Origin of the sequence: Sphingobium sp. PNB (assembly GCF_019873065.1) — a bacterium.
GTDB lineage: Bacteria > Pseudomonadota > Alphaproteobacteria > Sphingomonadales > Sphingomonadaceae > Sphingobium > Sphingobium fuliginis.
Genome location: NZ_JAINEZ010000111.1, coordinates 1 through 14,011, shown reverse-complemented (window position 1 = coordinate 14,011; position 14,011 = coordinate 1). Strand labels below are relative to the sequence as shown.

Genomic DNA, 14,011 nt, shown 5'->3' with positions numbered 1-14,011 from the left:
GTCCCCTTCCGCCCGGGCCGGGGTGGCCACCCCGGCCCGGGCAATCCAGCATGACCCAAACGGACCGCAATGTCATAAGACAAGCCTTCCCGGCAGGCAGAATCATCTGCTGCCTTGAAATCCGTTCCGGGCGGCGGTCCACCGGCCCGGCTTGCGCAAATCCCTTGGGGACGGCAATGCTGCGCCCCGCCCGATGATCGCCGCCGGCCTGGGGAACGGCGCCATGGGCATGCGGTCAGTCGCTCATGTCCGGATCACGCCCCTGACGCCTGTCGAGCCATCGCATGGCGGGTGTGACGGTTAGGCCGTGGAGCAGGATCGACATCAGTGCGGTCAGGCCGATGATCGCCCACAGGCGGCTGGCCTCTCCCACCTTCATCTGGTTCAGACCATAGGCCAGATAGTAGAAAGATCCGACGCCCCTTATGCCGAAGAAGGCGATGGTCAGCTTTTCGACCCGATCCGCCCTGAAGCCGGCCAGACCCACAAGACCCGTCACCGGACGAACGATCAACAGGATCAGCAGCACCAGCACGATGTCGGACGGGCGCAACGGCGACAGGAGACCGCCGATCAGCGCGCCGCCGAACAGAAGCAGGAGAGCCATCATCGAAAGGCGCTCCACCTGTTCGGTAAGATCATGCATCTGCACGTTGAACGCATGGTCGCGATGCGACGCGCGCAGGGTCAGCGCCGTCACGAAGACCGCCAGGAAGCCATAGCAGTTGAGGATTTCGGTCAGGCCATAGGACAGGAAGGTGGCGGCTATGGCGATCAGGCCGTCTCCGGTCCGGGCAAGTTTCGTCTCGGCCGGAATGTGGAAGGTCAGCCATCCGAACAGCTTTCCCACGGCCCAGCCGCCGCCCACGCCGACGACGATCTCCCACAGCACGTTCAGGCCAAGCCATTTTCCGAACCATGACTCCCCCATATTCCCCGTCAGGGCGAGCGCGATGGCGAGGTGAACGAAGGGAAAGGCAAGGCCGTCGTTCAGGCCTGCCTCCGATGTCAGGCCGAAGCGGACTTCATCTTCCTCGCCCGTGCGCGGCGGGCCGACCTGGACATCGGCGGCCAGCACCGGGTCGGTGGGGGCGAGGCTGGCGGCCAGCAGCAGGGCGATGGCCCAGGGAAGACCGAGCAGCACGCCCCCCAACAGCGTGATGAGCGCGATGCCCAGCGGCATGGTGATGGCGAGCAGCCGCCAGGTCACCATCCAGCGCCGCCAGTCGAACGGCCGGTCCAGCTTCAGTCCCGCGCCCATCAGGGCGATGATCACGACCAGTTCGGTAAAATGTTCGGTCACATCCGGATATTCCAGCGGCGACGGTCGGAATTCGATGCCGGGGATGCGGAATATCGCGGCGCCGATCAGGATGCAGACGATGGGCAGCGACAGCGGCAGCTTCCTCAAGGCCAGCGGCAGCCATGCGACCAGGACTATCAGCAGCCCCGCGCCCGTCAGGACCAGAATATAGGGATCGGGCGCGGTGAACGGCATTTCCATGGGGGGGCAACGCGCCGCCGCGGCCGGCGTTGCCGCGACATGGCCCGGCGGTCCGCCCCTTCGTCCCGGAAGGTCAGCTTGCCGCGGCCAGCGCCCGGTCGATGTCGCCCAATATGTCGTCGATATGCTCTATCCCGATGGAAAGCCGCACATAGCCGGGCGACACGCCGGTCGCCATCTGCTCCGCTTCGTTCAACTGCGAATGGGTCGTGGACGCTGGATGGATCGCCAGGCTGCGCGCGTCGCCGATATTGGCGACATGGTAGAAAAGATCCAGCGCATCGATGAAGCGGCGACCCGCCTCCATGCCGCCGGCAAGCTCGAACCCGACGAGCCCGCCCTTGCCTCCGGTCAGATAATGCTCCGCAAGGGCCCGGGCGCGGCCATCCTGTTGCGAGGGGTAGATGACCCTGGTCACGGCGGGGTGGCGCGCCAGATGTTCGGCCACCCTGACCGCATTGGCGCAATGCCGTTCCATCCGCAGCGCCACGGTCTCGATACCCTGGATCAGCTGAAACGCATTGAAGGGGGACAATGCCGCGCCTAGGTCGCGCAGCAGGATGACCCGCGCCCGCAGGATATAGGCGATCGGGCCCAGGGGCTTTGCCGCCTCTGCCCATATCGCGCCATGGTAGGAAGGATCGGGCGTGTTCAGCAGCGGCTGTCGTTCGGGATGAGCGGCCCAGTCGAAATTCCCGCCATCGACGATCAGGCCGCCGATCGACGTGCCATGTCCGCCAAGATATTTCGTCGCGGAATAGACGATAATGGCCGCGCCGTGATCCAGCGGGCGGCACAGCAGCGGAGCGGCCGTGTTGTCCATGATGAGCGGGATGCCCCGTTCCCGGCCGATGGCGGCGACCTCCGCGATCGGGAACACCTCCAGCTTGGGATTGGGCAGGGTTTCGGCATAGTAGGCGCGCGTGCGATCGTCGGTGGCCCGCCGGAAATCTTCCGGATCGGCCGGATCGACGAAGCGCACTTCGATCCCCTGGTCCTTCAGCGTGTTCGCGAACAGATTATAGGTGCCGCCATAGAGCGCCGTCGAACTCACGATATTGTCGCCGGCCCGCGCCAGATTCTGGATCGCATAGGCCGACGCCGCCTGTCCCGACGCCACCGCCAGCGCGGCGGCGCCCCCCTCCAGCGCCGCGACGCGCTTTTCCAGCACATCGGTGGTCGGATTCATGATCCGCGTGTAGATATTGCCCATTTCCTGCAGCGCGAAGAGCGAGGCCGCATGCTCCGCGTCGCGAAACTGATAGGATGTCGTCTGGTGGATCGGCACCGCGACGGAGCCCGTCGCTGGATCGGCCCGCCATCCCGCATGAACGGCAAGGGTTTCCGGATTCGGCTTGTTCCTGGACATTGGGGCTCCGCAGCATCGTTGATCCGGCGTCAGGGTGACGGTGCGGCCCGGCAAAAACAAGAGGCTGCGTCACGCGCGGCGGTCAGGGGAGCCGGCCAGCTTCCCCTTCCGGCGCGCCAGCCGCGAAGCGCCGGTCATGCCGCGGCCGCGGCGTCCCGCTCCTGCCTGAACCAGCGCGAAAGCAGGAACAGCACAGCGGCGATATAGAGGCCCGCGCCGGGAACCCACATCAGCAGCCCGGCAAGCTGCTGGTCCTCCAGCGGCGTCAATCCCCAGGCCAAGCTGCTGATGAAATGCGGGGAATAGACCGCCACGCTCGAAAAGGTCAGCAACGCGCCCAGCAGGCCCATCTGGAGCATGGTGGCCAGAAGAGCGGTCACCGCCAGAGGAAGCGGCGCGGCCATGACCCCACGCCACAGCGCCAGCGCGGTCAGCAGCAGGCTTCCCTGCATCGTCCAGTAGACGGCATGATCGGAAAGCGCGGCGGCATAGGCGCCGGGTATATGCCACGACCATAAAGCGGCCGCATGCAGGCAGGTCCATAAGGCCACGCCGCCCGCGGCTCGCCGCTCGGCAAAAGCCATGGCCAGCAAGGGGGCGACAATCGATGTCAGGACGAGATGGTGCAGGGTCCGGGCCGAAAACAAGGCGGAGGTCAATGCGCATAGCGGGGAGATGAACAGAAATGCGAGCAACAGGATCGCGGACAAGGACCGGCTTCTCCCGTCCGCGGACCGCAGCCGGAGGCTCGCCATGATGGCAAGCCCGAACGCTGCCAGCAGCACCGGATCGAAGTTCCAGCGGGTCAGCAGGTCCACGGGCGCCGGCGCGGGGCCGCAATAGGGTATCCAGCCTGATCCCGGCTCCACGCGCTGCCTCCGTGCGAAATTGCGGATCGCCCTTTAACCGCTCGCGCCGGGGCTGGTTCCCGGACGCGGCATCGTGCATCGCGCGGCTGCGCTATCGTCGCAGCAGGACGCTGCCGACCTTGTCTCCATTGGACCGCCGCATCACGCAATGGGACGGCTGGTGCTGCTGGATGGCGTTCAGGATCGCGGCGGCATTCCCCCGCGACACGGGGGACCAGAATGGCGGCGTGGTGAAGGAAATCTCCAGATTCTCGGCGGCAGCGCGTTTGACGATCGAGCGAATCAGGGCGTTCTTATGGTCCGACATTCATGTCCCCCCAGCGATGTTCATGCGCCCGTCATGCGGCTTTGCCCGCATTTTCATGGTTAATTCCATCCAACTGGCCACAAACGGCAGGCCGGCCATTTTGTTCCGCACCTGCGAAGAAAATTCTTTCGGCCATGTTTGCGGGGAACAGGGCAGCGCGGGCAACCCCCGCATTCGGCCTTCACCATAGCACGCCATCGACCGGTTCCACCGGGGCGGGCGGCGGCAGATCGATCGACTCGTACAGGTCCGCTTCGATCACGGTCGTGATGCTGTCGAGCGGCAGGTCATGGACGCTGTTGCCGAACGGATCGACCAGATCGTCCCCGATCTGGAGCACCGCCAGATACATGAAGCCGGCGACCGCCGATCCGATCGGCGTCGCCGCGCCCAGCGTCTCCACCAGCCCGATCGGCAGCAGGATGCAGAAAAGCCGGGTGAAGAATTGCGGGAAGGCACGATATTGGGCAGGTAGCGGAGTATTCTTGATCCGCTCCATGCCGCCCTGCGCATTGGCCATGTCCACCAGCACGGCTTCGATCCGGCCTTGCTGGATAGTGTCGATCCATCCCCGCCGCACCAGACCGGCGACACGGCGTCCGCTGCCCTCCAGCACGCCGTTGGCGGGATTGCGCCGGGCCAGTTCCGGATGATCGCCCGGGCCCAATATGCGGTGGATGTCCCCGCCCGTTTCCAGCCGCCGCAACTGCCGGCGCAGCGTGTGGACATAGGCCACTTGGCGCAGCACCAGTTCACGTCCCAGGGCCTGCGCCTCCTCCTCTTCGGGCAGGAAGGCCAGCACCGCGCGGGCGAAGCTGCGCGACGCATTGACCATCGCGCCCCACAATATGCGCGCTTCCCACCAGCGCTGATAGGCCGAATTGACACGCACGCCGAGCACCAGCGCAAGCGCCGTGCCGAAGATGGTAAGCGGCAGGGCCGGAGCCCTGAACGGCGAGATGAAGTAGAAGATGGTGACCGCCAGGTCCCAGAAGAAGAGCGCGACCAGCACGCTCCAGGCTCGCTCGAAACCCTGACGGATGCGTGGGGCGGTACCGATGATCATGAGAGGTTACGAAACGGCACCGTCATGTTCGTCCAGCTTCAGCCAGGCGTTGCGCAATGCAAGGCTGCCGAATATGCCGACGGCTTTCAGCGTCGTGGCTTCCAGTGTCGGCACGCCATCGAGCAGCGCCAGGACAAGGCAGCCCAGGCCCAGGAGCATGGCGGCATAGATGGGCAGCGCCTCCAGGTCGTTCCATCCGATGGGGGCAAGGGCGTCGGCGCGGGAAAGCCGGATCGGCGGCATGACGGAAACTCCTCTTCCAGATGCAGGGATTTCCGCGAAAATGATGCGTTGCGAAAGGCGCGGTCAACGCTTCCCGCGCCGTGCAACCCAGTCTTGCGTCAGGGTGAAACGAGCAAGAAACGCTAACAGTCCGGGCTTATTTCGGAGACGCGGCAATGAAAACATACGGTCTTGCAACCTGACTTCCGTTGCATCGCAACATGCCGGGCCTAGCTTGTCCCCATGCCTGATCGCTTTGCCGAGATCGAATCCTTCGTGACGATCGCCCAATCCAACAACCTGTCGGAGGCTGCGCGGCGTCTGGGCCTGTCGCTGGCCGCGACCAGCCGCCGCCTGTCCCAACTGGAACAGCGGCTGGGGGTGCTGCTCGTCCGCCGCAACAGCCGGCATTTCAGCCTGACGGACGAAGGATCGCTGCTGTATGAACGGGCAGGCCACGCCCTGACCGCAATCGAGGAGGCGGAAACCGATCTGATGCGCCGGTCGACGGAGGCGAGCGGCACGCTGCGCATCGTCACGACCATCGACGCGGGGCGGGCGCGCCTGGCGCCGCTGTTCCACGAATATGCGCTGCTGCATCCCGACGTCACCCTGCATCTGGAAACGTCCGATCAGCCAGCGACCAGCATGATCGGCAGCGGGCACGACATCGCCATCTGCTTCGATCCGCCAGCCGACAGCGCACTGATGATGAAGCGGCTGGCGGACAATCCCCGGCTGCTCTGCGCCGCCCCCGCCTATCTCGACCGGCGCGGGCGCCCGTCGCGGACAGCCGATCTCGCGGGACACAACAAGATCGTCGTGGGCGCGTCGCAGGGCGAGCTGTGGCGAAGGATCATGGGTGGCGCGGCAGGATGGCGGCTGACGCTGAACACCAATGATGCCGAACTGGCGCGCGCCTGGGCGCTGGAGGGGTCGGGCATCGGCATCAAGTCGCTGTGGGATGTGCAGGAGGATCTGGAGAACGGCCGGCTGGAGCCGGTGCTGCCCGACCTGTCGCTGCCGCCCTCGACCATCGCGGCGCTCTATCTGCCGGGCCAGTTGAATTCACCCAAGGTCCGCTCGTGCCTCAACTTTCTCGCACGCCGCCTGCGCGGATCATGACGCCTTCTCCGTCGATCCCGCCTTTCATCGATGGGATCGAAAGGGCAGGACGCCCCTATTTCACCGCCTCCTCCCGCTCCCGCGCGAGCCGCCTCGCCAGCAGTCGGCGTGACCGCCCGGCATAGCGGCGGCAGGCGCCGGGCGAGCCGTCATACCGCCGAGGACCGGCATTGTCCGGATGCGCGGCAATCAATATGTCGCACTTCAACATGCCCATGCGCCTGTAGCTGACAGCAAAACCTCTGACGATCGCGGCGCTGGAAGGCGCGGTAAAGCGGTAATTGTCGGCCGACACCGGGTTGAGGCTGGACGCGAAGACGATCTCCTTGCACGCCCTGCCCTCACAGGCGTTCCAGCTCCACGTCATGCTGCCCATCGTATGGCCGGGCGTCGCATGCGCCTTGATGGATATGCGGCCCAGCCTCAGGACTTCTCCGTCATCCATGATGCGCAGCCGCGACACCGCCGGCCAGGTGCCGCCATAATCGAATTGCGGATCGTCCTTTGCAAGTGCGCCGGCCCGCAGGCCCTCGGCGCCGCGCCGGCTGGCCACCACCGTGGCGCCAGTGGCGCGCGCCAGCGCCGCAAACCCGCCGGCATGATCATAATGCGGCTCGGTACTCAGAATAAATTTGATGTCTTTGGGATCGAACCCCAGCTTGCGGACATGCCTCAGGATCATCGGCGCCGCCTGCGGGAGCGCACCGTCGATCAGGACAAGACCCGCCCCCGTGTCGATCAGAACGACGCTCAGGCCGCCGAAACCCACCAGATAGCTGCTGCCGAAAATCTTCTCCGGCGGCAGAGGCGCAAGCCACTCCCGGGCTCTTTCCACCGCCATCGGGCGGGTCAAGGGGTCGTCCGCAGGCAAGGGCCCATGCGGTTCCGTCCTGACAGCCGCTGACGCGGAACTCACCGCCAGCGATGCGGCCATGGCCATCGATGCGATCATCTTCATCTCCCTTCCCTGCCGGGATGCCGATGGACGCTTTCGCGCACAAAGCATGATTTCTCGACAAAGCCATGAGAATAATTGATGACGGGCCATGGATCGCGCCCAACTTCCCCTGAACGCCCTGCGCGCCTTCGAAGCGGCGGCGCGCCACCTTAATTTCACCCGCGCGGCGATTGAGCTTTGCGTCAGCCAGGGGGCGGTCAGCCATCATGTCGCGCAGCTTGAGCGCCGCCTTGGCGTCCGCCTCTTTCACCGCCTGCCGCGTGGGCTGGCGCTCACGGACGAGGGGCATGCGCTCGTGCCCGTGCTGGCGGAGGCGTTCGACCGCGTGGGCGCGACGCTCGACCAATATGCCGGCGGCCGCTTTCGCGAGATGTTGAAGGTCGGCGTCGTCGGCACGTTCGCGACCGGCTGGCTGTTGCCCCGACTGGACGCCTTTGCCCGCGCCCACCCCGCCATCGACCTGCGCGTTTCGACCAACAACAATCGCGTGGACCTGGCGGGAGAAGCGCTGGATTTCGCCATTCGCTTCGGCGACGGCGCATGGCATGGCACCCATGCCGAACCCATGTTAGAAGCACCGCTGACGCCGCTTTGCGCGCCGGCCATGGCCGCGCGGTTCAGCGCACCTGCAGACCTCCTCCATGAACGGTTGTTGCGTTCCTACCGGCCGGACGAATGGGCGCTCTGGTTCGGGGCCGCGGGCGTTGCCGCCCCGCTTCTGCGCGGGCCCGTTTTCGACAGTTCGGCGCTGATGGTCTCCGCCGCCATGGCCGGCCTGGGCGTCGCGCTGGCGCCGCCCGTCATGTTCATGCGCGAACTCGCCTCGGAACTGCTCGTCCAGCCCTTCCCGATCATGATCGACGCGGGCCGTTATTGGCTCACGCGCCTCATCTCGCGTCCTGAAAGCGACGCGATGCGGCGCTTCCGCGAATGGCTTGCGGACAGCGGCGGGGCAGAAGCGCCGACCGCGCCATAGCACCGGATTCCGGCCCCGACATGGAGCCTTGTCCGCCCCATCGAAATCGTCCAGATTTCCATCGAACCGACGGCGGAGAACAGATGATGGGCTTTCAGGCGGCGCTTCCGCGCATCCTTCGCGTCGGCGGCGGCGTGTCCGGCGAACTCGCCCCGCTATTGGCGACATTGGGGCTGTCGCGGCCGCTGATCGTCACCGACCGCTTCCTGAAGGACGGCGGGCGAGCCGATGCCCTGATGGACGAACTGCACAAGGCGGGAATGGCCGCCCGCATATTTGCCGACACCCTGCCGGAACCGACCGCCGCCTCCATCGAGGAGGCCCGCGCCTTTCTGGAGGAGGGCGATCATGACTGCGTCGTCGGCTTCGGCGGCGGAAGCCCGATCGATAGCGCGAAGGCGATCGCGGTGCTCGCCGTCCATGGCGGCGTCTGCCGCGACTATAAGGTGCCCCATGTCCAGGACGCGCCCGGCCTTCCCGTCATTGCGATACCCACGACGGCCGGCACCGGATCGGAAGCGACGCGCTTCACCATCGTCACGGATGAGACGACGGACGAAAAGATGCTGCTGGCCGGCCTCGCCTATCTGCCGACAGCCGCCCTGGTCGATTTCGAACTGACGCTGACGATGCCGCCGCGCCTGACCGCCGACACCGGGATCGACGCGCTGACCCATGCCATCGAAGCCTATGTGTCGCGCCGGGCCAACCCCTTTTCGGACAGCTTCGCGCTATCGGCCATGCGCGCCATCGCGCCGCATCTGCGACGCGTATGGGCGGACCCGGAAGACCGCCCCGCACGCGAGGCGATGATGTTCGGTTCGACCCAGGCCGGCATCGCCTTCTCCAACGCCAGCGTCGCGCTGATTCATGGCATGAGCCGGCCGATCGGGGCGCATTTCCACGTGCCGCACGGCCTTTCCAATGCGATGCTGCTGCCGGCTGTCACCGCCTTTTCGGCGCCGGGCGCCCTTCGGCGCTATGCCGATTGCGCGCGGGCCATGGGCGTCGCCGCGGCGGAGGAGGGCGACCAGGGCGCCGTTGGCAAGCTGATCGAGGATCTGACCCGCATCAACGAGGAACTCCGTGTCCCCACGCCCGCCGCCTACGGCATAGACGCCGACAAATGGGACGCGCTGCTGCCGCTGATGGCGGAGCAGGCGCTCGCTTCCGGATCGCCCGGCAACAACCCCATCGTGCCGGACGCGGACGAAATCCAGGCGCTTTATCGCCAGGCCTGGGGGCCTTGATCCGGGGCCCGAGGCAGGTCGTAGCCATGCATGTCCCGATCCGGCACAACCCTATGTTAACCATCTTTAACCCTTAGCGTCGGGCGATCGGTCGCATAGGGTCGGCGCATGAAAAAGCTCAGCATTCTCTTCGCCGCCAGTGTTGCCGCCCTTGCAGCCTCGCCCGGCCTCGCTTCTCCCGTCGCGGGCACGGACGCGCTGCGCGAATGGAATCTGATCGTCCTTGGCAACCTCGATTCCTCTTCCGAAGTGGAAGGCAGAACCTTCGTGGGCGGCGACCTGACCGGCACGTCGTCCAATTATCAGATCGGCACGCCGACCGCCTCCCCCACCGGTCAGCCCGGCCTGATCGTGGTCGGCAACGTCACGGGCGGCGTCAAGAACCTGAACAACGGATCGGGCGCCGTCATCGGCGGCAATGTCGATAGCGGGTTCAACCTCAATGGCCCCAGCCAGACGGTGAAGGTCGGCGGGACGATCAACAACACCAACGTCAACCAGAATGTGGTGCAGTCCGGACTGGCCGGTTCGGACCCCGCCTTCATCGGCAACCTGACCGCCCAGGGAGCGACCCTGGCCGGCAGCATGAAACAATTGTCCGCGACCCTGTCGGGCCTTTCCCCGAACAGCCAGATGGACATCAGCGGCAATCGGGCGACCTTCAACGCGGCCCCCGATGCGGACGGTCTGGCGGTCTTTTCGATCACGGCGGCCGACCTCAATTCCATCGGGGAAATCGCCTTCCATCTGAATGGCGCGGATACGGCCATCGTCAATGTAAGCGGAGCGTCGATCAACCTGAACGACAATTTCCTGGGCGGCACCGCGGGACTGGGCGAACATGTCATCTGGAACTTTGGCGATGCGCAGAATCTGGACCTGACGACCAGTTGGGGCGGCTCCGTCCTGGCGCCGTGGGCGGCCGCCCATAGCAGCAATTACATTCAGGGATCGGCTGTGTTCGGCAGCCTCGATCAGGACGGGGAAATGCATCTGGGCACCTATAATGGCGGGTATAATCCGCCGGTGACGCCGCCCGGCGGCAGTTCGGGAGGAACGCCGGTTCCCGAAGGTCCGGCATGGCTGCTTTTCATCCTCGGGGCCGGTGCGCTGTTTTTCGCCAGGCGGCGGCGTCGTTCGGCAGCGGCCGGGGGAATGTAAGGCCGGCGTCTCCTGTCTTCGTCATTGCGTGGAAGCGATCTTTTGTTCACCTTCGCGCCGGATGATGAAAGAAGATGATCGGCAGGACCGCCCCATGGCCCGACATATGGCGTTTCACCGCAAACATCCCGTCGCCGCCGCGCTGGTGACGCTGGCGCTATCGGCAATCGGCCTGGGCGGGACTCTCTGGGCCTGCGCCGACTCTTCCTGCTCGCCCGGCTGGCAATTGGCTTCCCCCGATTATGATTGCGGCGGACGCGCGGCGATCAGCCCGGGCAACGATACGCGGATCAACATCCTGCTGCTCATGCGAAGCCTGAGGCCCGTGGACGGCCCTCGCAAAGGCGCGGCGACCGATATGAACAATCCGCAATTCGGTGGAACCTTCATGACATGGCCCGGCCTGCGCGCCGCCTTCTGGCCGGAAGCCGCAAGGGACAGCCAAGGCGATGGCGCTGCGGCGAACGGCCATGCGACCGACTGCGCGGCTTCCGCTGAAGCCACGGCAGCCTTCAATGCCGCGCTTGCCGTCGAGACCGGCCTGCCGGAGGCGGAACGCACCGAACTGGCGCGGCTGCGCGCACAGACCGGTTGCGGCACGGCCGATTGGGGAAATGCCGCGATCTCCAGCAGGCCGGGCCGCGAATATCTATCCTATCTGAAAGCGGCAGAGGCCTTCCACAAGGGCGACTGGCAGGTTGCGCGAGACAGCTTCGTTCCATTGACCCGCGCCCGCAGCCAATGGGTCGCGGAAACAGCGAAATATATGCCGATCCGTATCGGCCTGCGCGCGGCGGTGGCCCAGGCGGTCGATGAATATGGCGATTTCGCTGGCCCCGAAAAGGTCGATCGCGCCGCGGTCGCGGAGGCGGGCAACGCCATCTCCGCTTATCTCAAGGCCTATCCCAGGGGCCGCTATGCCGCATCGGCCGAAGGGCTGATGCGCCGCGTGGCGTGGTTGAGCGGGGACATGGCGGCGCTTGCCCGCAGCTATGAAAAGCTGCTGGCCACGGTGCCCGGCGACGATGAGGCAGCAGCCGATCTTGCAGAGGAGATCGACATCAAGCTGCTGGAACGTCAGGATGCGAGCCGGATCATCGGCAGCCAGAACGGAACGCCGCTGCTGCTGGCCGTAGCCGATCTCAAGCGGATGCGGCGGCAGGGCGCCGATCCGGCCGTCCTGTCTGCCGCCGAGCTGGCGGCGCAGAAGAGCCAGTTCACCGCCCATGCCGATCTTTACGGGCTGCTCCAGGCCAGCAGGCTCTATTATGCCGGGGACGATCCGAAGGCGATCCTGGCGCTGCTGCCCGATGCGGCGCGCAGCAGCCGCTTCACGCCGCTTGCTTTCAGCCGGCAGATGCTGCGCGGCATGGCCCTTGGTCGAACGCGCGATCCCAACGAGGCGGGATTCTGGCGCGATCTGCTGCGTGGGGCGAACCCGCTTTATGAGCGGCCGTTGGTGGAAATGGGGCTTGCTCTCCGCTGGCAGCGCGATGGACGGCTGGAGCAGGTCTTCGCGCCCGGATCGCCTGTCACGGACAGCATGACCCGGACGATTTTGCTGCAAACCCTGGCAAGCCCATCCATCCTGCGTGCGGCGGCGAATGATCGCACGCGTCCAGTGCGCGAGCGGGACGTGGCGCGCTTCACCTTGCTCTACAAGGATTTGACGAGAGGAGCCTTTGGCGATTTCACCGGCGATCTTACGCTAGTGCCCGCCAGCGCGGGAAGCGAGGGCGGGCTATGGGACTTCTCCCAGCAGGACATGATTCCGGTGGGGCTGTTCCGAAAGGGCAGATGGTCGGACGGCTTTCCTTGCCCCAGCATAGCGCAAACCGCCGCGACTCTCGCGCACGCTCCCGCCAATGCAAAGGCGCGGTTGTGTCTGGGCGATTTCTATCGGCTGAACGGTTTCGATGGCTTCAGCCTGTTCAAGGCAGGTGGCGACAGGTTCAGCCTCGGCAATGGGCCGGACGGCTTTTCCGGCCGCCCGCTGTCTCGCGCGGACATTTATGCCGCGATCATCGCGGACAAGGGAGCGGCGGCTGAAGACCGGGCCTATGCTCTGTATCGTGCCGTGATGTGCTATGCGCCGTCTGGCTTTAACGGTTGTACCGGGCCCTATCGCAGCTATGAGGAATTGGAGGCGGCGCAGGCACCTCAAGCCGATCGCAAGGCGTGGTTCACCGAGTTGAAGCAGCGCTATCCCGACAGCCGATGGGCAAAGTCCCTGCGTTATTATTGGTGAACATGCGTGCAAGCGGATGGTCGATGGCGCTGCTGGCGCTGCTGGCGTTGACCGGCTGTCGGCGCGAAACGGAGGCGGAGCGTGTCGATCCGGCTGGTCATGAGGCATTCTATCTCTGGCCTGGCGTGCGTCCGGCAAAGAATGTCCGGGCGAAGATCCTCTACCTTCTTGACGGAGAGGTTCGGCGTAGGGGACCCGTCCGGCTGGAAAAGCTGCGCATGGGGATGCCCCGGTTGCCGAGCAAGAAGATCTGGCTGGTCGTCAGGGCAGATCGGCTGGATTGGAATGATGCTGTTTACGAGACGATCTTCGACGATCTGCATCGCTGGCGCGAGGCAGGCAATGAGGTTGTCGGACTCCAGGTCGATTTCGATGCCGCTACGCGCGGGATCGGCGGCTATGGCAATTTTCTGCGTGATTTGCGGCAACGCCTGCCCCGCCATTGGCGGCTGTCGATCACCGGCCTGATGGACTGGAGCGCCCATGGCGACCCGCGGGCCCTAGCAAGACTCGCCGGCCTGATCGATGAGGTTGTGGTCCAAACCTACCAGGGTCGCACCACCATCCCCGGCTATGAGGATTATTTTCGCCGGATGGAAAGCTTCCCCATTCCCTTCCGCGTGGCATTGATCGAGGGCGGAGCATGGCAGGCACCGCCTATGCTATCGCGTCATCCGCAATTCAAAGGCTATGTGGTGTTCTTGCTATCCCGCAACAGCTCTGACGGCCATTGATTCTCAACCGGTTCCTTCCAGGAAATCTACCCAGGGTTGGAGGGTGGGTTTGAGGTATGATTTGGTCTGGTGGTTTGCCGGTTGCCAGCGCGACCTGAGGGGGTGCGCTTGGGGGGCATTGCGCCTGGGCGCAGGAGATTGCGAATGGGTTAATGTGAAGCGCGAGCTATAATGCCTGGCGACGCCCTACTCTTCCGGGGCTTGAGCCACAGTACCATCGGC

The 14,011-nt window shown here is 65.3% G+C and carries 13 protein-coding genes; 6 read left to right on the top strand and 7 right to left on the bottom strand.

All coding sequences use genetic code 11. From position 1 onward, the window contains the following. Positions 1-235: 235 nt before the first annotated feature. The 6 genes from K7W03_RS24070 to K7W03_RS24045 form a co-directional block, all read right to left on the bottom strand. A complete protein-coding gene (locus K7W03_RS24070) occupies positions 236-1,504 on the bottom strand; it encodes a cation:proton antiporter (protein ID WP_065847597.1) in 1,269 nt (422 codons plus the stop codon). A 73-nt stretch (positions 1,505-1,577) separates the two neighbouring features. After that, entirely contained in the window at positions 1,578-2,873 is a 1,296-nt protein-coding gene (locus tag K7W03_RS24065; protein ID WP_065847599.1) for an O-acetylhomoserine aminocarboxypropyltransferase/cysteine synthase family protein, read from the bottom strand. Between the two features lie 134 nt (positions 2,874-3,007). Then, complete coding sequence (locus K7W03_RS24060) at positions 3,008-3,742, bottom strand: cytochrome c oxidase assembly protein (RefSeq protein WP_065847601.1); 735 nt, start codon at positions 3,740-3,742, stop codon at positions 3,008-3,010. 91 nt (positions 3,743-3,833) lie between these two features. Beyond that, positions 3,834-4,049, bottom strand: coding sequence for a hypothetical protein (locus K7W03_RS24055; RefSeq protein ID WP_025546858.1), 216 nt, complete (start codon positions 4,047-4,049; stop codon positions 3,834-3,836). A 181-nt stretch (positions 4,050-4,230) separates the two neighbouring features. Beyond that, complete coding sequence (locus K7W03_RS24050) at positions 4,231-5,115, bottom strand: bestrophin family protein (protein ID WP_065847603.1); 885 nt, start codon at positions 5,113-5,115, stop codon at positions 4,231-4,233. A 6-nt stretch (positions 5,116-5,121) separates the two neighbouring features. Further along, positions 5,122-5,358, bottom strand: a complete 237-nt coding sequence (locus K7W03_RS24045) for a hypothetical protein (RefSeq protein WP_025546856.1) — start codon at positions 5,356-5,358, stop codon at positions 5,122-5,124. 222 nt (positions 5,359-5,580) lie between these two features. Here K7W03_RS24045 and K7W03_RS24040 point away from each other — a divergent pair, with 222 nt between their 5' ends. Next, a complete protein-coding gene (locus tag K7W03_RS24040) occupies positions 5,581-6,462 on the top strand; it encodes a LysR family transcriptional regulator (RefSeq protein ID WP_061934106.1) in 882 nt (293 codons plus the stop codon). Between the two features lie 55 nt (positions 6,463-6,517). On the opposite strand, the gene bla is transcribed toward K7W03_RS24040, so the two are convergent. Next, a complete protein-coding gene (gene bla / locus K7W03_RS24035; protein ID WP_065847610.1) occupies positions 6,518-7,414 on the bottom strand; it encodes a subclass B3 metallo-beta-lactamase in 897 nt (298 codons plus the stop codon). 94 nt (positions 7,415-7,508) lie between these two features. Here bla and K7W03_RS24030 point away from each other — a divergent pair, with 94 nt between their 5' ends. From K7W03_RS24030 to K7W03_RS24010, 5 genes are all read left to right on the top strand, one after another. Beyond that, positions 7,509-8,396, top strand: coding sequence for a LysR family transcriptional regulator (locus K7W03_RS24030; protein ID WP_065847605.1), 888 nt, complete (start codon positions 7,509-7,511; stop codon positions 8,394-8,396). Between the two features lie 83 nt (positions 8,397-8,479). Continuing rightward, positions 8,480-9,646, top strand: coding sequence for an iron-containing alcohol dehydrogenase (locus K7W03_RS24025; protein WP_226870458.1), 1,167 nt, complete (start codon positions 8,480-8,482; stop codon positions 9,644-9,646). A gap of 108 nt (positions 9,647-9,754) precedes the next feature. Beyond that, complete coding sequence (locus K7W03_RS24020) at positions 9,755-10,807, top strand: choice-of-anchor A family protein (protein ID WP_222887538.1); 1,053 nt, start codon at positions 9,755-9,757, stop codon at positions 10,805-10,807. A gap of 94 nt (positions 10,808-10,901) precedes the next feature. Further along, complete coding sequence (locus K7W03_RS24015) at positions 10,902-13,055, top strand: hypothetical protein (protein ID WP_065847608.1); 2,154 nt, start codon at positions 10,902-10,904, stop codon at positions 13,053-13,055. A gap of 2 nt (positions 13,056-13,057) precedes the next feature. Then, entirely contained in the window at positions 13,058-13,789 is a 732-nt protein-coding gene (locus tag K7W03_RS24010; RefSeq protein ID WP_083199209.1) for a DUF3142 domain-containing protein, read from the top strand. Positions 13,790-14,011: the final 222 nt, after the last annotated feature.

Bases quoted from the DNA above. Each gene is read 5' to 3' on its own strand.
- K7W03_RS24010 (WP_083199209.1), top strand. From the start codon at position 13,058: ATGCGTGCAAGCGGATGGTCGATGGCGCTGCTGGCGCTGCTGGCGTTG.
- K7W03_RS24020 (WP_222887538.1), top strand. From the start codon at position 9,755: ATGAAAAAGCTCAGCATTCTCTTCGCCGCCAGTGTTGCCGCCCTTGCA.
- K7W03_RS24030 (WP_065847605.1), top strand. From the start codon at position 7,509: ATGGATCGCGCCCAACTTCCCCTGAACGCCCTGCGCGCCTTCGAAGCG.
- K7W03_RS24025 (WP_226870458.1), top strand. From the start codon at position 8,480: ATGATGGGCTTTCAGGCGGCGCTTCCGCGCATCCTTCGCGTCGGCGGC.
- K7W03_RS24055 (WP_025546858.1), bottom strand. From the start codon at position 4,049: ATGTCGGACCATAAGAACGCCCTGATTCGCTCGATCGTCAAACGCGCT.
- K7W03_RS24050 (WP_065847603.1), bottom strand. From the start codon at position 5,115: ATGATCATCGGTACCGCCCCACGCATCCGTCAGGGTTTCGAGCGAGCC.
- K7W03_RS24015 (WP_065847608.1), top strand. From the start codon at position 10,902: ATGGCCCGACATATGGCGTTTCACCGCAAACATCCCGTCGCCGCCGCG.
- K7W03_RS24040 (WP_061934106.1), top strand. From the start codon at position 5,581: ATGCCTGATCGCTTTGCCGAGATCGAATCCTTCGTGACGATCGCCCAA.
- K7W03_RS24045 (WP_025546856.1), bottom strand. From the start codon at position 5,358: ATGCCGCCGATCCGGCTTTCCCGCGCCGACGCCCTTGCCCCCATCGGA.
- bla (WP_065847610.1), bottom strand. From the start codon at position 7,414: ATGATCGCATCGATGGCCATGGCCGCATCGCTGGCGGTGAGTTCCGCG.
- K7W03_RS24065 (WP_065847599.1), bottom strand. From the start codon at position 2,873: ATGTCCAGGAACAAGCCGAATCCGGAAACCCTTGCCGTTCATGCGGGA.
- K7W03_RS24070 (WP_065847597.1), bottom strand. From the start codon at position 1,504: ATGGAAATGCCGTTCACCGCGCCCGATCCCTATATTCTGGTCCTGACG.